Annotated in this window: 18 protein-coding genes; 1 reads left to right on the top strand and 17 read right to left on the bottom strand. The window is 62.6% G+C overall.

Going from position 1 to position 20,945, the window contains the following annotated elements:
- Positions 1–23: 23 nt before the first annotated feature.
- The 8 genes from PSEK12I1_RS0100485 to PSEK12I1_RS0100450 all read right to left on the bottom strand — a co-directional run bounded on the left by PSEK12I1_RS0100485 (position 24) and on the right by PSEK12I1_RS0100450 (position 9,465).
- Complete coding sequence (locus PSEK12I1_RS0100485) at positions 24–1,301, bottom strand: hypothetical protein (protein WP_027598146.1); 1,278 nt, start codon at positions 1,299–1,301, stop codon at positions 24–26.
- 84 nt (positions 1,302–1,385) lie between these two features.
- Complete coding sequence (locus PSEK12I1_RS0100480; RefSeq protein WP_027598147.1) at positions 1,386–2,126, bottom strand: WecB/TagA/CpsF family glycosyltransferase; 741 nt, start codon at positions 2,124–2,126, stop codon at positions 1,386–1,388.
- Complete coding sequence (locus PSEK12I1_RS0100475; protein ID WP_027598148.1) at positions 2,119–2,994, bottom strand: glycosyltransferase family 2 protein; 876 nt, start codon at positions 2,992–2,994, stop codon at positions 2,119–2,121. The genes PSEK12I1_RS0100480 and PSEK12I1_RS0100475 overlap by 8 nt, the downstream gene beginning before the upstream one ends.
- Before the next feature lie 201 nt (positions 2,995–3,195).
- On the bottom strand, positions 3,196–5,412 hold the full coding sequence (locus PSEK12I1_RS0100470) for a polysaccharide biosynthesis tyrosine autokinase (protein WP_027598149.1): 2,217 nt from the start codon (positions 5,410–5,412) through the stop codon (positions 3,196–3,198).
- A gap of 15 nt (positions 5,413–5,427) precedes the next feature.
- On the bottom strand, positions 5,428–5,868 hold the full coding sequence (locus PSEK12I1_RS0100465) for a low molecular weight protein-tyrosine-phosphatase (protein WP_027598150.1): 441 nt from the start codon (positions 5,866–5,868) through the stop codon (positions 5,428–5,430).
- A gap of 157 nt (positions 5,869–6,025) precedes the next feature.
- Positions 6,026–7,435, bottom strand: coding sequence for an undecaprenyl-phosphate glucose phosphotransferase (locus PSEK12I1_RS0100460; protein WP_007161398.1), 1,410 nt, complete (start codon positions 7,433–7,435; stop codon positions 6,026–6,028).
- Between the two features lie 470 nt (positions 7,436–7,905).
- A complete protein-coding gene (locus tag PSEK12I1_RS0100455; RefSeq protein ID WP_027598151.1) occupies positions 7,906–8,118 on the bottom strand; it encodes a hypothetical protein in 213 nt (70 codons plus the stop codon).
- Positions 8,119–8,256: 138 nt separating this feature from the next.
- The gene (locus PSEK12I1_RS0100450; RefSeq protein ID WP_037006541.1) at positions 8,257–9,465 is read right to left on the bottom strand and encodes a methyltransferase; all 1,209 of its coding nucleotides are present in this window, start codon (positions 9,463–9,465) and stop codon (positions 8,257–8,259) included.
- Between the two features lie 298 nt (positions 9,466–9,763).
- On the opposite strand from PSEK12I1_RS0100450, the gene PSEK12I1_RS0100445 reads away from it, so the two are divergent.
- A complete protein-coding gene (locus PSEK12I1_RS0100445) occupies positions 9,764–10,627 on the top strand; it encodes an oxaloacetate decarboxylase (protein ID WP_027598153.1) in 864 nt (287 codons plus the stop codon).
- Between the two features lie 3 nt (positions 10,628–10,630).
- On the opposite strand, the gene PSEK12I1_RS0100440 is transcribed toward PSEK12I1_RS0100445, so the two are convergent.
- The 9 genes from PSEK12I1_RS0100440 to PSEK12I1_RS0100400 are packed head-to-tail and all read right to left on the bottom strand — an operon-like array spanning position 10,631 to position 20,945.
- Positions 10,631–11,830: a glycosyltransferase family 4 protein gene (locus PSEK12I1_RS0100440; RefSeq protein ID WP_027598154.1), complete on the bottom strand. Its 1,200-nt coding sequence runs from the start codon at positions 11,828–11,830 to the stop codon at positions 10,631–10,633.
- Positions 11,831–11,875: 45 nt separating this feature from the next.
- The gene (locus PSEK12I1_RS0100435) at positions 11,876–12,190 is read right to left on the bottom strand and encodes a hypothetical protein (protein WP_037006539.1); all 315 of its coding nucleotides are present in this window, start codon (positions 12,188–12,190) and stop codon (positions 11,876–11,878) included.
- 37 nt (positions 12,191–12,227) lie between these two features.
- Positions 12,228–13,316 carry a glycosyltransferase family 1 protein gene (locus tag PSEK12I1_RS0100430; protein ID WP_027598156.1) on the bottom strand — a complete coding sequence of 363 codons (1,089 nt, stop codon included), beginning with the start codon at positions 13,314–13,316 and terminating at the stop codon, positions 12,228–12,230.
- 31 nt (positions 13,317–13,347) lie between these two features.
- Positions 13,348–14,595 (bottom strand): glycosyltransferase family 4 protein, encoded by a 1,248-nt coding sequence (locus PSEK12I1_RS0100425; RefSeq protein ID WP_027600350.1) that lies wholly within the window; start codon positions 14,593–14,595, stop codon positions 13,348–13,350.
- A complete protein-coding gene (locus tag PSEK12I1_RS0100420) occupies positions 14,592–15,590 on the bottom strand; it encodes a glycosyltransferase (protein ID WP_027598158.1) in 999 nt (332 codons plus the stop codon). The genes PSEK12I1_RS0100425 and PSEK12I1_RS0100420 overlap by 4 nt, the downstream gene beginning before the upstream one ends.
- 33 nt (positions 15,591–15,623) lie before the next feature.
- Positions 15,624–16,154, bottom strand: coding sequence for a transcription/translation regulatory transformer protein RfaH (rfaH, locus tag PSEK12I1_RS0100415; protein ID WP_027600349.1), 531 nt, complete (start codon positions 16,152–16,154; stop codon positions 15,624–15,626).
- A 47-nt stretch (positions 16,155–16,201) separates the two neighbouring features.
- Positions 16,202–18,415, bottom strand: a complete 2,214-nt coding sequence (locus tag PSEK12I1_RS0100410) for a polysaccharide biosynthesis tyrosine autokinase (RefSeq protein ID WP_027600348.1) — start codon at positions 18,413–18,415, stop codon at positions 16,202–16,204.
- Positions 18,416–18,472: 57 nt separating this feature from the next.
- Positions 18,473–19,408 (bottom strand): glycosyltransferase, encoded by a 936-nt coding sequence (locus PSEK12I1_RS0100405; protein ID WP_007161387.1) that lies wholly within the window; start codon positions 19,406–19,408, stop codon positions 18,473–18,475.
- A 1-nt stretch (position 19,409) separates the two neighbouring features.
- On the bottom strand, positions 19,410–20,945 hold the full coding sequence (locus PSEK12I1_RS0100400) for a lipopolysaccharide biosynthesis protein (protein WP_027600347.1): 1,536 nt from the start codon (positions 20,943–20,945) through the stop codon (positions 19,410–19,412).

The following is a 20,945-nucleotide window of genomic DNA, read 5'->3' as shown; positions in this document are numbered from 1 at the left end:
CCGACGTCGGGCGGCACGCGGGATCAGACCGGGCGAGCCAGCTGGCTGCTCGGACGCGGGTAGGGACTGCTGACGTAGGTCTCCTGGACGGATGCGGAGCTGTAATGGTGCAGCGCACGCAGCGCCTGGATCACCAGCAGGTAGCAGATGGTGGCCTGGAGGTACTCGAAGAAACCGGCCAGCGGCCAGATCACCAGCTGCGCCAGGGTGGCGGTCACCACGAAACCGGTATCGGGGTGCAGCATCTTCGCCCAGCGATAGTAGAGGAACAGCGACACCGGGATGATGATGAAGGCCAGGAAGCCGAAGCGGAACAGGGTGCCGAACACGCCGACGTCGGAAAGGAAGAAGTACTCACCGAAGTAGGGGATGAAGCCGTTGTTCCACATCAGCGACAGCGAGCCGCTCGGCAACCAGTGGTTCTGACTGAGGTGGGAGAAGATGTAGCCGATGGTCTGCTCGCGCACCCCGTCGGTGGGGCCGTCCTGCACCGACTGGGCATAGAAGTCCAGGTTCAACCCCAGCACCTTCATCAGGTCCGGGAAGATGAAGAAGGGCGATAGCAGCAGCGCGGAGACGCAGATCCAGACGATCGACTTGCTCTTCAGGCAGAACACGGTGAACACCAGCGCCAGCACGATCAGCTGCCGGGTCTGGGTGCCGAACACCAGGGTCAGCAGGAACACCATGGCCAGCACGATGTGCACGGTCTTGCTGCGCGCCGAGCCATCGATCGGCGAGATGCCCTTGTTCCAGGTCTGGATGCAGTAGAAGTAGGCCAGGCACAGCGCCGGCGCACCGATGGAGGAACGGTCCGGGCGGTCGAAGGAGGACTGCTTGTCCCGCAGGTCCGGCAGCACGCCGAACTTGAACATCCAGGCCATGACGGCGGCCAGCAGAGCGGTGATCAGCAGGGCCTTCTCGAATTGCGAGGCGCTCATGTTGCGCCCCAGGAACATCAGGGTGGCGAAGCCGAAGCTGAACAGGATCCGCCGCTCCTCGATCAGGCCATAGACCAGCGGCTGGCCGTAGAACAGGAAGGAAAAGATCGCTGGCAGACCGATGAAGACCACCGACGAATAGACGGCGTAGGTCATCAGGATCTTGAATTCGCGCTGCTGGGTACCAATGCTGGTCAGCAGGTAGAAGAAGGTGAAGGCCATGCAGATGGCCAGGTACAACTCGTTCAGATAGAGGATGCCGACCGGGTTGTGCGGGCTTTCGCCGAACACGTCCAGGTGCAGGATCAGCAACGGAACCAGGAGAACGAAGGAAACGGTACTTTTACGGAGAATGCTCATAGACCTACCCATCCAGACGGGACCACCGGACTGCTTGTCCGGTGGTCATCTTCCTTGCGGCTGAGAACGCTGCGGGGCAGCCCCTCAGGTGCGTCGACTGCTGCGTTCCTTGAGATAGATGGGCAGGATGCTCACCGCATCGTGCACGTAACGCTTGGCCAGCCGCTTGGGCTCCGAACACATCCGGTGCAGCCACTCCAGCTTGGCCTTCTGCATCCAGCGCGGCGCCCGCTTGACGGTGCCGACGGCAAACAGGATGGACGCGCCGATGCACAGGCCGACGCCGGTGCGCTTGCTGCTGTCGATCTGCCGCGCGAGCTTTTCCTGACGCGGCGCCCCGACGGCATAGAGGATGAACTCCGACGGATTCTGCATCACGAAGTCGACGCATTTCTGCGTTTCCAGCGGATCGTTGATGAAGCCCATCGGCGGGTTGTAGTGCGCCAGCTGCATGTGCGGATACATCCGCCGCAGCTTGCCCACGTCATTCTCGCTCGAACCAATCAACACCACCGACAGGCGTTCGTCGTTGGCCTTGCGCAGGATGCTCAGCGTCAGATCGCTGCCGGTGATGACCTCGGGTACGGCCACCCCCAGCGACTTGAGGATGGGCATCAGGATCCGGCTGTCGCAGATGCGCTTGCCGGCGCGCTGGTAGGACTCGCGCATGTCGGGGTTGCTCTGCAGCTGCACGACATGGTCGATGTTTGGCGTGACGATGTAGCTGTAGGGCCGGTGGATGTCCTGGCTGATCGAGCTCATCAGCTCGTCCTTGGTACCGGTGAAGAAGTCGATACCAAAGGCTTGGGTGCGTAGGTTAGACATGCATCGTCGCTCCCTTGAAGGCGCCCTTCACGCCCGACCAGGCCAGTTTCGGATTCTTGAATTCCTTGAGCACGGTGATGCCGGACAGCAGCACGGCGGAGACCAGTGCGTAGGGCGTGCCATGGAATTTGCGATTGAAGCGGGTCGCGGCGCGATTGCGGAAGTAGTGATAGAAGGCACTGCGTCCGCCCGAGCTCATCGAGCCGTAATGATAGAGCTGGCTCTCCCGCAGCACCTTGAGGGCGACGCCCTTGCGCTTGGCCTGGTACTGCCAGTCCACCTCTTCGGAGTACATGAAGTAGGCTTCGTCCATGAACCCGATCTCGGTCAGCAGGCTGGCGCAGAAGGCCATGCTGCAACCCATGATGTAGTCGGGTTCACGATCGAGCTTGGCGATGTCGCTGACCGCGATGTCCTTGCCCAGCAGCTTGGACTTGCCCAGCAGCGGGTAGAGGATGCCGCCGCCATAGCATTCCAGGCGACCGGTCTGGGAGCTCAGGATCACCGAGCCGACGATGGTCTTGGGCGCGCGCTGCAGCTCGGCCAGCAACGGGGCGAAGGCATCGTCCTTGACGTAGGCGTCGTTGTTGACGACCCAGAAATGCTTGACCGCCAGGTTGTCCAGCGCCCAGCGCATGCCGTAGTTGTTGCCACCGGCGTAGCCGTCGTTGCGTGGACTGGCGAGCACGGTGACCTGGCTCAGGCCGTTGTCGGCCTGCCAGCGTTGCAGGACGTCGATGGAGCCGTCCTGGGAATCATTGTCCACCACCACCGCGTGATCGATGGACGGGCAGTGCTTGAGGATGCTCTCCACACAACTGATGGTTTCGTTGGGGGCCTTGTAGTTGAGCACCATGACTACGTTCATTGGCGTGTTCCTATTCTTCAGAATCATCAATCCGGTACAGCGTCGAGATCCAAGGCTGCCAAGCGTGGCCGGGTTCAGGAGCGAACCCTTCGAAATCGCTGTGTGAGGTAGTTTCTTGTTCGATGCGCCTGTACGAATACTGCCGCGATCCCTGAAGGGATTGGCTGGACGGCGCTCGGACCGTCCAGCCGGGGTCGTGCATCAGCTCTTGGCGTTCTGCTCGTAAGAGTAGTGATAGTTGCCGTAGGAGCCGTAGTTACTGGCCTTGCGCTCCACGGCGTTGAAGATCACGCCCTTGAGCGGAATGCCGTTGAGGTCGAAGCGGCGCTTGGTCGCCTCAAGCTCCTTGACACTGTTCACGCCGAAACGTGCGACGATCAGGCTGGTACCGGCGTGGCTGCCGATGATGCCGGCCTCGGTCACCGCCAGGATCGGCGGGGTGTCGATGATCACGATGTCGTACAGCTCGCTGAATTTCTTCAGCACGGTGGTGAATCTCAGGCTCATCAGCAGTTCCGACGGATTCGGCGGGAACTGGCCGCAGGAGACGAAATCCAGGCTGCCGACTTCGGTCTTCTTGATGGCGTCGTTCAGGGCGATGCGGCCACTCAGCAGATCGGACAGGCCGTCCTGCTGCTTGGTGTTCATCAGCTTGTGCAGATAGCCCTTGCGCATGTCGCCATCGATCAGCAGGACGCGTTGACCGGACTCGGCGATCACCGCGGCCAGGTTCGAGGACACGAAGGACTTGCCGACGCCCGGGCTGGGACCGGAGATCATCAGGATGTTGTTCTTGGCCTCGATCATGGCGAAGTGCAGGCTGGTACGCAGGCTGCGCAGCGCCTCGGTGCTCAGATCGGTCGGATGGGTGAGGGCGGTCAGCGAGGACTCGCCTGGCTGCTTGGTGCCCAGTACCTTGGTGGTGTCCGCCTGGTTCTTGCTGTAGGGGATCGAGGCGTAGACCGGCAGGCCGATCTGCTCGATGGCTTCCGGGGTCTCGACACCGCGACGCAGGGTGTGACGGGTGTAGACGATGGCCAGGCCGACGATGCCGCCCAGGATGATGGCGACGGCGATGATCAGCGGCTTGTTGGGGGCGGACGGATCGTCGACGTTGGCGTTGGCGTTGTCGATGATGCGGACGCTACCCACGGTACCGGCGCGAATGACTTCCAGCTCCTGGGCCTTGTTCAGCATCAGCGCATAGGTCTGGCCGGTCACTTCGATGTCGCGGTTCAGGCGCAGCAGTTCCTGCTGGGTTTCCGGCAGCACTTCGACGCGCTTCTGCAGCTTGGCGCGCTCGGCCTGGAGTTGGCCCAGCTGGCTCATCAGCGCCTGGTAGGCCGGGTGCTGTCTAGTGAACTTGCGGTCCATCTCGGTGCGCTTGAGGTTCAGCTCGGAGATCTGATTATCCAGGGCAACGGTCTGTTCCAGGACACCCTTGGTCTCGCTGTCGATGTCGACCGACTTCTTGTTGGTCTGGTAGTAGTTCAGCGCGGACTGGGCCTTTTCCAAATCGGATTTCACGACCGGGATCTGGGCGCGCAGGAATTCCAGGCTCTGGGTGGACTCGGCGGCGTTGCGATCGATGTTCTGCTGCACATAGATGTCCGCGACTTCCTGGACGATGGCCTGGGCCTTCAGCGGATCCGCGTCTTGCAGACCGACACCGATGATGCCCGACATCTTGCCGCGCTCACCGGCGACGATGCGACCCTGGTATTCCTGGATGGTCTTGGAGAAACGCTTCTTCATGATGGTGAATTCGGTGCCGGGGCGAGCCTGCAGCGTAGTCACCTTGATCTGGTAACCGGCATTGCTCACCGGCTGGCCGAGGCCACCGTGCAGTACCACTTCGTCGTCGGCGTTGAAGACGGTGAAGTTCTGGTTGTCCTCGACCTTCAGCTTCATCGGCTTGTCGAGGTTGCTGTCCGGCACTTCCAGCTGGTCGATGACCAGTTTCTCGCCGCCCCAGGCGAAGCTGTTCAGGCCGAGCAGGGGAGAGGCGACGTCGGTTTCATTCTGCGGCTCGAAACGGCGCGCGACGAAGTTGCCGATCAGCGGGAAATAGCGCGGCTTGACCTCGATATCCAGCTTGAGGTTCTCGATCGCCTTGCCGATCACCGAGCGCGACTTGAGCAGCTCGATCTCGGTCACCGCCTCGGGCATGGGCGGCGGCATGCCGCTGGTCTGGTCGGTCAGTCGGGTAACGCCCTTCTTCTCCATTTCGATCTGGATCATGGCGTTGGACGAATACATCGGCGTGGCCAGGATGGCGTAGCCAATACCGAGCGCAGCGAAAATGCCGATTACCGACAGCAGTTGCCATTTGTAATCGATCAACATTCCGAAGAGTGCGGAGAAGTTGATATCCGACTCATTTTTAACTTCGGGAGTAAAGCGAGGCATCGTGGTCATGAAATTCCTTCTTCCCTATTTGATGTATGGAAGCCAACTGTCTACACAGCGCGTCAAAAGTATTTGGACATTTTGAAACATCTCTTTAGAAAGGCGATAAGGGTCTGGTACTTCTTGATTGCTCAACCATTTCCCGATCAGAAAAACCTTACCCCTGACTTCAGGAGCAATACTTTCGACGGAGCGTGAGTGGAACTCTTCCATGGTCAAAATCAAATCCGCCTTGCGCAGCATCTCTGCATCCGCCTGGCGAGCTTTGTGGGTGGTGAAATCGATGCCGTTCTCCCGTAGCAATACCTCCTGAGCGGTCTTTTCCATGCCGTGGCCCACCAGCGCCCTGATGCCGGCCGAACCGACCTGGACGTCACGGCCTTCCAGCGCCTTGGCCAGTAGTGCTTCTGCGACCGGGCTGCGACAGATGTTCCCTTCGCATACAACCAATATCGACTTGATCATTCTTCAAAAACCTTCCTGTTGTCCGGACAACAGGTATCGACGGCAGATAGCCCAGCAAAGCCCGTACAGGAGTTGCTCGCTGCCGATGTAATTAGAGTCGGGAGTCCAGGCTCCAGATCGTCGTGCTGAGTAGTGGGGCCAACGGCCCCGGCCAGACTCAGTATGCGTTCTTATTGATGAAGCCTTTGAACAGCGTGAGGAAGATGATCTTGACGTCCCACCAGAAGGACCAGTGGTGGATATAGTCCAGATCGAACTCGACGCGCTTCTGCATCTTGTCCAGGGTGTCGGTCTCGCCGCGCCAGCCATTGACCTGAGCCCAACCGGTAATGCCGGGCTTCATCTTGTGGCGGAGCATGTAGCCCTGCACCAGCTTGCGGTATTGCTCGTTGTGAGCGACGGCATGGGGACGGGGACCCACGATGGACATTTCGCCGCGGAGTACATTAATGAATTGAGGCAATTCATCGAGAGACGTACGTCGTAAAAATGCACCAAACGGGGTGATGCGGGAGTCATTCTTGGTCGCCTGGGTGACCTTGGCGCCATTTTCCATGACCTTCATGCTGCGGAATTTCCACACTTCGATCGGCTTGCCGTCCATGCCGTAGCGCTTCTGCTTGAAGAAGATCGGACCGGGCGAGGTGATCTTGATGCCGATGGCGATGGCCAGCATGGGCAGGGAGATCATGGCCAGGATGATCGAAGACAGCACGATGTCCTCGATACGCTTGACGATATGGCTGGCGCCATCCATCGGGGTATCGAAGATGCTGATGCTGGGCAGGCCGTCCAGGCTCTCGCTACGGGCATGCAGCAGGTGGAACATGAAGATGTCCGGGATGATGTAGACCGACGCGGTGGTATCGCTCAGCTCCTGGACCAGCCAGTTGATCTTGCTCTGATCGGCCATGCCCAGGGTGATGTATACCTTGTCGACCTGGCCGGAGCGAACGTCCTGCATGAGGCGATCCAGACCGCCATTCAGCGCCGGGCTGGGCACGCCTTCTTCACCGGTGTCCTGGTTGTCGCTGTAGAAACCGGCGATGCGCAGGCCCATCCAGGGGGCGGTGCTGATGGTGTGCGCCAGGCGCTGGGCGACCATGCCGTTGCCGGCGATGGCGACATTGCGGGTGTTGATGCCGGCCTTGCGCAGGGAATGCATGATCGAGCGCAGCAGCACGCGATAGCCGCACAGCGTGCCCAGCGTCAGACCCAGCCAGCCCTGCATCACGCCAGGCGAGAGATAGGACTGATCGAAGAAGAAGTAGTCGACCATGAACACGGTCGCGAAGGTCAGCACCCAGTAGGTGGCGATCTTGAGCAGTTCGTCGGTGATGCGCTCACCCCGCCAGGAACCATAGACGTGGTTCAGCTCGGTGAGGAAATGGAAGATCAGCAAGGACAGGAAGATGACGACCCAATGCTCGGGACGCATGCCGGTTTCCGACGCCCAGGTGCCTGCCACATAGGCGCTCAGCGTGATCACGGCGAGGTCGAGCAGGCGGTGTGCGAGCGAGATTGCCGAGGAATTCGTATGCAAAATGCCGCGTTCTTTCAAATTCATGGTTCCATCCTTGTGCGTATACCGTGCACGAACTTTCAACTGGGCGAGGCAGCTACCAGCGTATGAAATGTTCACTATGGCGCTCTAGGACCGATGACTGACCACCGATCGCTAAATGCCATGATGGCTGTAGCGACGTTAGGACTCGGCACTGATAAAGAGGTTCACACGGTAAAAAGGCGGGAAGGCGCTGTCGAGTTGGCCCAGATCAGGGCAAATAGCACGCCAGTCGGACTGCGGCGGAGGAGGGGAAGTGAAGAAGGGGGGAGTGCGTCACAGCGCGGGCGGACGGCTGGCACACTTCTCTCGCATCAGGGTGCGATGAGTGGCTTGCCCGGGCAGCGGAAGGGAGGAAAACGTTCCGTCGGACTTTAACGCGGGATGTGGGAATTGTGAGCTGCTTCACCAAACAATGAGACAGCCAGACCGGTCAGGTCGGGTGTAGGCCAGTCCCTGGCCTGAAACACGCCTCAATGGCGATGATGGGACTGAAAACTCAGGGGGGAATTGACGGGAAGGTTGGAAATCTTGGAGTGCCAGGCTGAATTTCTCGAGTTGTCGTGGGAGAACAACAGGAACGACCAGCTGACGAGGAGCGAGGCCACCGCAAGCCAGGGCAGCTGGGCTTGGGCGAAGACGAGGCAACCGGCAACGCCGGTCCAAACGGGCAGGTAGTAGCGCATTTTTGTTATTCCTGCTTTTTTTGCGAGATTGCAACCTAACTATTGTGCAGACTTTGTGAGAAGTCCATCACCAAAAGGTATTTTTTACACTCCTCAGCTCAGATTCCGACAAACGTGCAGGATAGAGCGGCTGTAGGCCTATGCCGGGCAGGGTTTTTCCGCGCTCAGCAGCAGATTCCGGGGTGTCAGGCTGGCCGGACAGAAGGTCCCCAACGTCACACTGTAACCTTGTTCCTGTAGGAACAGCGCCTGGTCCAGCACCAGCCAGAGTTCTAGCGGACGGCGGAACAGGCCGCGCAGCAGTTCGAGATTACGAACTTCTGCCAGCCGCTGGAAGCCCCGACGTTCCCACAGCGGCCAGTCGATCGTCGCGGGAAGCTTTAGCGCCTTGCGCCGCGCCAGCTCCGCACCGAACGCCGAGAAGGGCTGGCGCAGCCAGTGGCTGGGTAGCGGCGGCGTATTGAGATAGACGTCGCGCCTACTGAGTTCGCGTTGCAGGAGATCGAATCCCAGGCGTCGCGCCATGGACAGGTCCCTGTCCCGCCGCACCCGCTGCCCGCCGGTGACGGTTTCGCAGAGCGCCAGGCGCAGGGCTTCGCGGTCCAGGCGTAGCGCCGAGGCCTGCGCCGCAGTGGACAACGGGTCATACACCTCGGCAGAGATGCGGTCATAGCAGCAGGGCGCCAGGGCCAGTTGCTGACAGCCGCGCGCTGCCGTCACCTTGATCAGCCGGGTGTGCAGGTCGCCGCAGGCGTGCAGGGCGACGGGCGTGTCGCGACTGCCGAGCTGGTCGCCTGCCAGCGGTTGGAGCACATCGGCCTGATAATGGTGCACCGGGGCCCGGCCCCGGTGGCTGAGCCTTTCGCCCTCCTCGACCAGGGCCGCGTCGAACTCCAGGCAGACGGCTGGCGCACCCTGATGGGTCAGGTGCCTGGCCAGGTGGCCCTTGCCCGCGCACCAGTCGACCCAGCGCTGCACCGGTTGCCGGAAGTCCAGTTTGCGACTGAAGGCTTCGATCTGCAGCCACTTGCGCCCCGGCACGTCGACGTCTTGCCTGCCGGACAAGGTGCGGCCAGGAGCGTCTGGGTAGGCGTGGACCTGGCTGAGCGCCAGCGAGGTCTCTGCCAGGGAGCGGAAGGGCTCAGGTGCAGCCAGCAGCTGAGGGGTATTATGGGCGGCCTCGGCTTCCTCCAGACTGCGGGCCCGCAGCCAGCGGGCCAGCTCCGCATGGCTCGATTCCCAGGCCAGCTCCCGTTCGACGAAGGGTCTGGGTCGCCACAGGTGCTGATGGCGGGTTAGAAAGAGATCCAGGGCGGTGAAGCGTTCGAGGAAAGCAGCGGCGAGCATGATGGCATTATGCAGTGACGGGATTGGCAGGAAGGCAAGGCCTGGCCACTATTGTCACTTTGCCCGGGCATGCTTGGGTATCGAAATTTCCCGCGCCTGGCCAGGTGGCTGGCTGCGCTGCCGATCCGCATTCATTTGACGTTCGACGCGGGGCCTGCGGCTCTCGAAGAGCGAGGCCAGGCGACGACCGTGGGTCAGTTGGATGAATCGATTTATCTCAAAGCCGGACATCCGGTCGTGTGACCAGTACTTGTCGCGCTAACATTGTCTGTTCGGTATCTCCCAGAAGGAAAATCCTATGAAGCCAACCTCCCCGCACAAGCTGCGTCTAGCGTTCAGAGCCCTGCTCAAATCGGACAGCTGCTATCACACGGCGTCCGTCTTCGATCCCATGTCGGCGCGCATCGCCAACGACCTGGGTTTCGAAATGGGCATCCTCGGCGGGTCGGTGGCTTCCCTGCAGGTGTTGGCCGCGCCGGACTTCGCCCTGATCACCCTCAGCGAGTTCGTCGAGCAGGCCACGCGCATCGGGCGGGTCGCCCGGCTGCCCATCATCGCCGACGCCGATCACGGCTACGGCAATGCGCTGAACGTGATGCGCACCATCACCGAACTCGAACGCGCCGGGGTGGCTGCCCTGACCATCGAGGACACCGTGCTGCCGGCCGGCTATGGTCGCAAGTCCACGGATCTGGTGAGCGTCGAAGAAGGCATCGGCAAGATCAAGGGTGCGCTGGAAGCCCGTATCGACGAGGCCCTGAGCATCTTCGCCCGCACCAACGCCACCGAATTGAGCACCGAGGAAGTCATCTCCCGCACCAAGGCCTACGAGGCCGCGGGTGCGGACGGTATCTGCATGGTCGGCATTCGCGATTTCGCTCATCTGGAAGAGATCACCCAGCACCTGAGCGTGCCGGTAATGCTGGTGACCTACGGCAATCCCCAGTTGCGCGACAACGCCCGCCTGGCCAAGGCCGGGGTCCGGGTGGTGGTGAACGGGCATGCGGCCTACTTCGCAGCGATCAAGGCGACCTACGACTGCCTCAGAGAGCAGCGCGACATCACCGCGTCCGACCTGTCCGCGTCCGAACTCTCCACCAAGTACTCGACCCTGCAGGAGTATCGAGTCTGGGCGCGGGAATTCATGGACGTGAAGGAGTAACCATCAGGCGGTGCTCAGCGAACTCGGTTGCAGAGCCTTGCTGGGAAAGGGTGTCACGATCTCCAGATCCAGATCGGCGGGCAGATGCAGCGCAGCGACCCGGGCCTCGACAAAGGCGCGCATTTCCTGACGGAAGCGCTTGGTGGCGAAGCGCTCGGCATTCTGCCGGCACGCCTGCTGGCTGATCGGCGTTTCCAGGGCCTCGAACTGGCGCACGGCGGCGCATAGCGAGGCAGCGGTCTGCTCCGGATAGAAGACGCCGGTGGGGTGTTGCGCATCGAGGCCGCGCACGGTTTCCAGGACGCCACCCCGGCCATAGGCGATGACGGGGGTACCGCAGGCCTGGGCTTCGATGGGGGTGATGCCGAAATCTTCCTCGGCGGCAAAGACGAAGGCCCGCGCTCTGCGCATGTGGTCGAGCAGGCAGTCGAAGTCCTGGTAACCGAGCAGGGTGACGTTGGGGCCGGCGACTTCCTTGGCCTTCTCGAATTCGGGGCCGGCGCCGATCACCACCAGCTTCTTGTCGGGCATCGAGCTGAAGGCCTCGACGATCATGGGCATGCGCTTGTAGGGCACCATGCGCGACGCCGTGAGATAGAAGTCCTCCTTGCCGCCGCTGGGGGTGAAGCGACTGATGTCGACCGGCGGATAGATGACCTTGGCTTCGCGGCGATAGGCCTTGCTGATGCGCCGGGCGATGAAGTGGGAGTTGGCGACGAAGGCGTCCACGCCGGCGGCGGTGCGCTGATCCCAGATGCGCACGTAGTGCAGGATGACGCGCGCCAGCTTGCCCTTGAGGCCGCGGTCGAGACCGGCTTCCTTGAGGTACTGGTGCTGCAGGTCCCAGGCGTAGCGGATGGGCGAGTGGACATAGCTGATGTGCAGCTGGTCCGGACCGGTCAGGACGCCCTTGGCCACCGCATGGCTGCTGGAGATGATCAGATCGTAGCCGGACAGGTCGAGTTGCTCGATGGCGTGCGGCATCAGCGGCAGATAGGTCTGATAGCGCTTCTTGGCCTGGGGCAGGCGCTGGATGAAGGTGGTGGTCGCCTGCTTGCCTTGCAGTTGCGCCCGATCCTCGTCCGAGAGGAAGTCGATCACGCTGAACAGGTCGGCCTCCGGCCAGATGTCGAGCAGTTCGGCGAGCACGCGTTCGGCGCCAGCAAAGGTTACCAACCAATCGTGAACGATGGCGATTTTCATGTCGTCTTCCTTAAGCGTGAAATGAAATCAAGTGCTGGTGCTGAATCATGGAGTGCGGGTCTTTCTGGTCACTGCATATCCCCAGGGCAGCCGGGTAATCTCGATCTCGTCCGAAGCGCTGTCGAGTTCATGCAACTTGATGGTTGGGCTTGGTGCAAAGACGGCGTCTGTTGCAGGCGTTTCGAAACATTCGGCGTTTTCCGGGCGCTCCACGGTCTCTGCCGCGGTGGCGTCCGAGCTGCTGTGCAGCCGGTGGCAATCAGCGACCTGAAGGACGCGCCCGGACACACTCGAGTCGTCGAGCGTCAGGGGTACAGAGGAACGGCTCTGGCCTGCCATGGCGTTGCTTGTCTCTTCCATGAGTTCTTGATCGCTGAATTGTTGTTGTGGGGTCGTTTCAGGCGGCTCTGGCCGTGGCCTTCGTGGTTGTCGCCAGGGCGCTGTCCAGCAGGTCGGAGACCTTTCTCGCCGAGGTCTGCCAGTTGAAGCGCTGGATGTTGGCCAGGCCCTTGGCGCGAAGCGCCTCCCTGAGCGGTGCGTCCTGGAGAATGGTGCGCATCGCCTGGGTGATGCTGGCCGTCTCGTAGGGATCGAAGTAGAGGACGCTGTCCTGCAGCACTTCCGGCATGGAGGCGGTGTTGGCCGAGATCACCGGGCAGCCGCAGGCCTGGGCTTCGAGGGGCGGGATGCCGAACCCCTCGTAGAGCGACGGAAAGACGAAGGCGGTGGCCTGGCGATACTGGCGTGCCAGTTCGGCATCGTCGATGCGGCCGAGCAGCTTGACCCGCGAATCCCGGGCGGCCAGGGTCGCCAGGTCGTTCTGACCGAACACGGCGTGGCTGTCGCCGACGATGCGCAACTCGACCTTCAGATCCCGCGGCAGGGCGGCGAAGGCCTCCAGCATCCGCGAGAAATTCTTGTGGTAGCTGGGCGAGGACACTGCCAGCAGATAGGGGGTCTCGGCGCGATCGATCCGCGGCTCCAGGGTGAAGGCATCGGCGACGGCGTTGGGCACCACCGTGATCGAGTCGCTCGGATAGCGATAGAAGCGCGAGATTTCGTCCCGGGAGAATTCACTCACGGTGATCAGGGCGTTCGAGCGCTTGAGCAGCATGGGGATCAGGCAGCGGTACGAGGTGCGGAATTTCCACGAATAGCTCTCGGGAAAGCGCACGTAGTTGATGTCGTGATGGGTGGCGATCTGGTTGGTGTAGAGCAGTGGCGCCGTGCTGCACAGCGACAGCAGCAGGGGACTGCCCTGGCTCTTCAGCCAGTTCGGCAGATCCCATTGCTCCCAGCGCTGCCCCTGGCGGGTGCCGATGACTTCGATGCCCAGCCGTTTGGCCACCTCGGGCCTGACGGCGCCGGGCGGTGCGACGAAGCGCAGGTCGGATCTCAGCTTCGCCAGCTCCAGCGAGATGCATTCCGCGAAGCGCTGAACGCCGCGAAGATCCTGGGTGATGAAGCGGGAATTGACGATGATCATGATTCTGCCCGTTGCCGTGACCTGGGGTGGATCAGTTGGAAAGCTGTGTGTGAGGTACGAGAAGCGGCTTGGTGGAGCCGTGTTGCGCCTTGCCCAGGACGTCCTCGAAGAGCGCCTGGTACTGGTCGAGCATGGTGTCCATGCTCAGCAGATCGGCCACCGCGGTGCGGCTCAGCAGACTCAGGCGCTGGCGCAGCTCGGTATCGTCATGCAGGCACTGCAGGGCGCGGCCCAGGGAATCGCGGTCGTCGGGGTTGCAGAGCAGCCCGTTGACGCCGTCGCGGACGATCTCCGGCAGACCGCCCATGCGGGCGGCGATGACCGGCTTCTGGAAGGCACAGGCCTCGACGGCGACCATGCCGAAGGGCTCGGCCCACAGCGACGGCGCGACGAAGACGTCGATGTTTCGGTAGAAGGCTTCGGGCTTCTGATAACCGACGAAGCTGACCTTTTGCGGATCGGCCATGGCCTTGAGCTGGGCTTCGTAGTCCAGCTGACCCTTGCCGGCGATGGTCAGGGTCGCGTTGAGCGACAGCCGCTGGAATTGCTCGATCAGCCAGCCCACACCCTTGTTTTCCGACAGGGTGCCCATGTAGCCGAAGCGGACGACGCCGTCCGGACTGGGGGTCGCGGTCTCGGCATTGCTGCCGGCGATCAGGCTGGCGTTGTGGATGACCTGACGCGGAACGCCGCCGAAGTAGCCCTTGTTCACGATGGTATCCAGCAGGTACCGGCTGACGCCGACGACGGCATCCACCTTGGCGGACTGCTCGGCGTGGGGCCGGCGCAGGGCCGCGCAGCTGCCACAGAGTTTCTGGCAGCTCTGGCCCTTCTTGAACAGGGTGTTCTTCGGGCACAGCAGGTACATGTCGTGCAGCACCTGCACGATGGGCACGCCGCTTGCGCGGATCTCGTCCCAGGCCGCGACCGACCAGCCGGACAGGTTGTGGCATACCACCAGGTCCGGCTTTTCCTGTTGCAGCACCTGGCGCAGGGGCGCCCGCATCGCGCTGTTGTACTGGTCGCGAAAGTGCCAGCCGAAGCGCGCCAGCGGACCGGGGCGCTGCTGGGTCAGGGGCCAGTAGAAATTCTTCAGCCCGGCGCGATAGACGCGAACGTCGTTCACCGTCTCCTGCCGCACCCCCTGCTCGGGACCGGTCACCAGCACGGCCACGTCGTGACCGCGCTGCTGGAAGCCTTCCACGCTGCGTTGCAGGATGAGCTCCGCACCACCGCCCACATGGGGCGGATAGAAGCTGTTGAGAAAGAGCAGTTTCATAGCGGATAGCTGCGGTTTATCCCCAGCGCGCCGGTTTCGCCGTCCTGGACCGCCTGCCGGATCAGCGCCAGGCGCTGACGGCTCTTGTCGTCACGGGCGAACAGCTTGAGCAGGGTGTGGAAGACATAGCGGTTGAGGCTGTACATCGGCCGGGAGCTGGCCCAGACGTTCTTGTCGAACCAGGCCTGGTTGCGCGCCGCGTAGTAGGCGCGGAAGTCCGAGCCGGCCTGCAGATAGTTCTGGTAGACGTTGCTGGTGCCTTCCTTGATGTTCCAGGAATGCTCCAGTTCTTCGAGTTCCGCCTCGGTGACCATGAACAGCTTTCCGCCGGCCTGGGTGATGCGGTAGGTGTACTCGGTGTCGTCGGAATAGAGCACCAGCTCGCGCAGGGGCAGGCCGATGCGCTCATAGAGGCTGCGGTGGGCGAGCATGCCGCCATAGGGGGCGAAGGGCAGCTCGACCAGGGCTTCCGGCTGGCCACCGCGCGGACGGCCCCAGGGCAGGCGGCGCCAGATCTTGTAGGGGATGCGGGCCACGTGGAAGCCGAAGTAGCTCGAACGTGGCTGGGTGATCATCTTGGTCGGGATGCACTGGGCGATGTCGGCCTGCTGGGTCGGCCGGTAGCCGAGCACGGCGACCTTGTCGTGGCCATGGGCGGCGCCGAGTTCGCCGAGGCGCCGGTGCAGGACGTCGAGGGCATCGCCCAGGGGGGCGTTGTCGTCGTCCATCATCCAGATATGGGTGGTGTCGGTGGCCAGGGCCGCTTCCAGGGCCACGGCGTAACCGTTGGCGGAACCGGTGTTCTCGCTCAGGGCGATCACCTTGACCTGACCGGGCCAGCGGGCTTCGAGGCTATCCAGCGACACCGTCGCCGCATTGCTCACCACGATGACCTGGTGAATGGTGCGCTCGGCCAGGGCGCGGGTGACGAGCTGCTCCAGGTAGCAGAGGCGATTGCCGTAGGTGACGGTAACGACCGTGGTTTTGCATTGCATGAAGAGACTCTCCAAAGGGCCTTGGGTACTGGGTCAGGCGCGCAGCCGTTGGCTGACGGGGGCCGCTGCCGACAATTGATCGAGAGCGACGCTGACCCGCTGTTCGCGCTGCAGGATGCGCAGCAGGATGATGGCTCGCTCGTTGCCATCGGCACTCAGGAACACGGCGTCCATTTCCAGCTCCTGGCTGTATTGCATCCGCACGGCCGCGCCGGGCTGGTGGGCGGGTGCAGGCTCCGTCAGGGCGGCGAGCCGCTGGCGGATATCGTCGATGATGGCTTCGCTCACCGCCGTCGGCTGGGTGCCGAAGCTGACGATGCGATTGACGCCGCGCGTCGAGCGGATGGGGTACCAGTTGTCGTTCACGTCATTGAGCTGGATGAACAGGTACCCCGGGAACAGCGATTCGCTGCCGGCCGCGCGACTTCTGCCGGACGCCTTGCGCTCGCGCTGGGGCCGGAAGCAGACATAGCCCTGTCTGCTCAGGTTTTCTTCGGCGCGGGCCTCCTGATTGGGCTTGGTCTGCACCAGGTACCAGTGACCGGCGGGATGGGCGAGCGTCATGGGCGAGTTCCTTCTCTTGGGGCTATCGGTCGCGACGGAGCGGCGTATCAGGTACGGGGGCCGTATTCGTAGTAGCCGTAGACGCCATCGTCTTCCATGGACGTCGAGGCCTTGCGCTGCACGCCGTTGAGGATGGCGCCCTTGATGGTGATGCCGTTCTGGGCGAAGCGACGACGGGAGTTCTCCACCGCCTTGAGGGTGCTCTGGCCGAAACGAGTGACCAGCAGGGTGGTGCCGGCGAGGCGACCCACCAGGGCGGCATCGGTCACCGCCAGGATCGGCGGGGTATCGATGATCACCAGGTCGTAGAGGCCGCCCACTTCGTCCAGCAGACGGGAGAAGTTGGCGTGCATCAGCAGCTCCGAGGGATTCGGCGCGGCCTGACCACAGCTGATGATGTCCAGCTGGGCGATACCGCTCGGCACGATGGCTTCACGCAGCTTGCTGCGACCGGTCAGCAGCTCGGACAGGCCGGCTTGCGGCTGCAGGCCGAACACGCGGTGCAGATAGCCCTTGCGCATGTCGGCGTCGATCAGCAGCACGCGCTGACCCGACTGGGCGACCACCGCGGCGAGGTTGCTGGAGACGAAGGATTTGCCGACGCCCGGGGTCGGGCTGGAAATCATGATCACCCGGTTCTTGGCTTCCAGCATGGCGAAGTGCAGGCTGGATCTCAGGCTGCGCAGGGATTCCACCGCCAGGTTGGCCGGCTGCACCACGCTCAGCAGATTGGGTTCGCCGGTACGGGTCTTCTTCTTCAGGCGACGGTTCAGGCGCTCCTGGTCCTTGGTGAAGGGCAGGGTGGAATAGACCGGCAGGCCGATCTGCTCGACGGTGTCCGGATTCTCGATGCCCTTCTGGAAGGCCTGGCGGACGAAGACCACCACCACCGAGGTCACCAGACCCAGCAGCAGCGACAGGATCAGCGCGATCTTGCGGTTGGTGGCCGGCTCGTCGAGGTTGACGTCGGCGTTGTCGACCAGGCGCACGTTGCCGATGGTGCCGGCACGGATGATGTCCTGTTCCTGGGCCTGGTTGAGCAGCAGCTGATAGGTCTGGTTGGTGACCTTCATGTCGCGGTTCAGGCGCAGCAGCTCCTGCTGGGTGCTCGGCAGGGCCTCCACCTTGCGCTGCAGGCTGCGTTTTTCCACTTCCAGCTGGGCGAGCTGGTTCAGCAGGGTCTTGTAGCTGGGGTGATCGCGGGTATAGAGGCGATCGTATTCGGCCTGCTTGAGTTTGAGCTGGGAGATGGAGGTGTCGAGGGTGACGATCTTGTCCAGGACCGCCTTGGTTTCCAGGCTGATGTCCACGGAGCGGCTGTTGGTCTGGTAGTTGTTCAGGGCCGCTTCGGCGCTTTCCAGGTCCTTGCGCACCGCCGGCAGCTGGCCACGGAGGAAGTCCAGGCGCTGGGCGGCTTCGGCCGAGCTGCGCTCGACGTTCTGCAGCACGTACAGGCGGCTGATCTCGGACAGGACGCTCTTGGCCAGGTCAGGATTCTCGTCGGCCAGGGACAGGTAGATGATCCCCGATTCCTTGCCCGCTTCGCTGGTCTTGATGCGGTTCTGATAGAGCTGCGCGGTGGTGATGACGCGGTTGCGGGTCACCTTGAATTCGGTACCGGGACGCGCGGTCAGGGTCTTGATCTGCATGCGGTAGCCGTTACCGCTGGCCATCTGGCCGACCTGGCCGTCGAGCAGGGGCTGCTTGTCCTTGTCCAGCAGGCGGTAGCGACCGTTGCTGCCGGCCACCACGGTGAGGGTTTCGCCATACATGTCGTCCGGCACGTCGAACTGGAAGACGTCGATCTGTTCGCCGCCCCAGGCGAAGCCGCGCAGTTGCGGCCAGCTGTCCGCCAGCTGACCCGGCTTTTCGGCTTCGTAGTGGCGCCACAGGTAGTGGCCGATCAGCGGGAAGAAGCGCGGCTTGGCCTCGATGTCCAGGCGCAGATTCTCCACGGTCTTGGTCAGCACCGCGCGCGACTTCAGCAGCTCGATCTCGGCTACCGCCGGCGAGGCGGAATTGGGTCGCACCACGGTCTCGGCGACCGCCGTGAGCGCATTCTTCTTGGGTTCGATCTGGATCATCGCCCCGGCGACGTATTGCGGAGTCGACAGCACGGCATAGGTGATGCCCACTGCCAGAAAACCCGCGGTGATGCCCGCGATCAGCTTCTTGTGATCAAGAAGCGTGAGGGCCATCGTCTTGAGGTCCAGATGTTGTTCTTCGTGTTGTTCGAACGAAGAGCGCTGCATGACGGTCATTGGGGTCCCTTCCTTTTAGCTGGATACAGCGCAGCCGGAAAACTGCTCTGCGTAAGTTCAGTAGGTGACGCGCTTGGGGGCGAAGCGTCGGCCGATGTTGAGGGTGATGTTGCTTACCGCCCGCAGGAGCGCCTTGACCTTCTGCGTCGGCGGAATTGAGGACAGCGAAAGACTCAGGACCTGGCGCAGGAAGAACACGTGCAGGTCGCGTTCGCCCAGCCGGTAGTAGTAGTTGGCCAGGCAGTACTGGGTGTGGAGATCCATCTGCAGCCGCTTCTGGCTGGCGCGCATGGAAAAGATCCCGCCCTCGTGCACGCGGTAGGCGGCGGGGCGGATCTCGTCCATGAACTTGCCCTTGCCGTGGGCCCCCAGCAGCGACCACCAGACGATGTCCATGAGCGCGGCGGTTTCCAGCTCCGGCGGCAGTTCGCGCAGGACGTTGCGGAAGCAGGCGGTCAGGGTCGACAGCGGCAGGGCCTTCTTCAGGTCGGTTTCGCTGCGATCGTAGTGATCCTGGCCATTGAACCGCTGCGGATTGACGATCCCCGTGCTGTTGAAGGCATAGGAGGCGTGGAAGGTCAGGGCGTAGTCCCGGTTGTTCTCCAGGAAGTCCACCTGCAGCTGCAGCTTGCGCGGATCGTTCCAGTAGTCGTCGCCTTCGCAATAGGCGATGTAGTCGCCGCGGGCGTGCTGGAACACCGGCATGCCATAGGGCTTGCCCTGGCTGTACTGGTTTTCCTTTTGCAGGATCAGGCGGATCAGCCGGGGGTAGCGGCGCTCGTAGTCCTGGAGGATTTCCCGGGTGCCATCGGTCGAGGCGTCGTCGTTGACGATGATCTCGAAGGGGAAATCGGTCTGCTGGCGCAGGAAGCCGTCGATGGCCTGGCCGATGTAGTCACGATGGTTGAAGGTCAGGCAGACGATGCTGGCGACCGGCCGACTGCAATTCGTCGGCCAGTGCTTCATGATCTCTGCTTCGGTCCGAGCGTCCATGTCAGATACCTGCTTTGTAGAGTTGGGAAAACAGGCGCGAGCGGGTCTGTTTCGGAGAACAGAGCACGTAGCTCAGCGCCATCAGCACCAGGGTCAGGCCACCGCCCAGGGCGAGGGTGGCCAGGATGGAGAACCGCTCCTGCGGTTGAATCTCTTGGTACAGCAGCTTGCTCAGGCCCACGCCGATGGCGGTCACCACCACGGCCACCAGCAGATCCTGGTTCCAGTAGCGCTGCAGATTCGGCGCGAAGCGGCCGTGGACGATCATCGGCCAGATCACGAAGGGGATCAGGCGCATGAAGAACCAGGCCAGCGCCGCGCCATAGGCGCCGTAGTGCAGGACTACCAGGATCACGATGGGCACCGAGATGGCCGCCGATACCAGGCTGTACCAGACGTGCAGGCGCAACTTGCCGTAGGCGTACTGCAGGTAGAACTGGAACTGGCTGAGGGCGAGCAGCGCCGAGCCCAGGGCGTACCAGAACAGGATCGGCTCGCTCCAGTGGGCGGAGACCTTGTCGCCGGTCCAGGCGAAGACCAGCGCCTCGCCATGGAAGGCCACCATGGCCGCCAGCGGCAGCAGGATGGCGAAGGCGAAGCGTGCCGCGTTGCGATAGAGCCGCTCCAGTTCGAGCGGCTTGTCCTGGGACACCAGCACCGTCATGCGTGGCAACAGCGCCTGCACCAGCGGATTGGTCAGGGTCACGATGCCGGTGGAGATCAGCGCCACCAGGCTGAAGTAGCCGTACTCGGCCAGGGGCAGGGCCTTGGACAGCACCAGCTTGTCGAGCTGGGTCAGGGCGATCCACAGGATCGAGGTAAAGGACATGCTCAGGGCGAAGGGCACGATGGGCTTGACCCGCTGCCAGTCGAAGCCGCTCCACCAGGTGGGGTTGGGCAGCAGGCGATAGGCCTTGAGCGCATAGACCAGCATCTCGAACACGGCGACGAAGGCCTGGAACACGAAGAAGTCCAGTGGCTCCTGGGAAATCCACATCACCAGGACCAGGCCGCCGAAGTAGCGCACCGTGGCGATCAGCACGTTGACCATGTTCAGCCAGCCGTGCAGCTCGACCCCCTGGACGCCGCTCTTGTACAGCGTCGACAGCAGGCGGAAGGCGATCATCAGCCCCATCAGGCCGATGCAGTGGGCCACGGTCTCGGTGGGCAGGCCCTGGACGTTGAGCCAATGCCCCGCCATCCACTCCGAATTCAGCTCGATGGCGACGAAGGCCAGGGTCGCCAGGGGGATGAAGATGAATTCCAGCGAGCGCAGCAGCTGGCCGCGGGTACGCCCCGCGCCGGTCTGACCGCGGCCGTGGGCGACGTCGCGGACCAGCGAGGCGGAAATGCCGACGTCGAGGAGTTGCAGCCAGGTCTGCAGCACGGCGAAGAAGCCGATCAGACCATAGGTTTCGGCACCCAGATGACCGAGATACATCGGCTGGATCAAGATGCCGATCAGCAGCGCATAGGCTTGGCCGGCATAGTTGATCAGGGTGTTGCGCAACACCGACACTTTCGCGGGACTGGTCAT

Source organism: Pseudomonas sp. MOIL14HWK12:I1, assembly GCF_000510705.1.
GTDB classification, from domain to species: domain Bacteria; phylum Pseudomonadota; class Gammaproteobacteria; order Pseudomonadales; family Pseudomonadaceae; genus Chryseomonas; species Chryseomonas oryzihabitans.
This window is presented reverse-complemented; position numbering and strand designations above follow the sequence as displayed.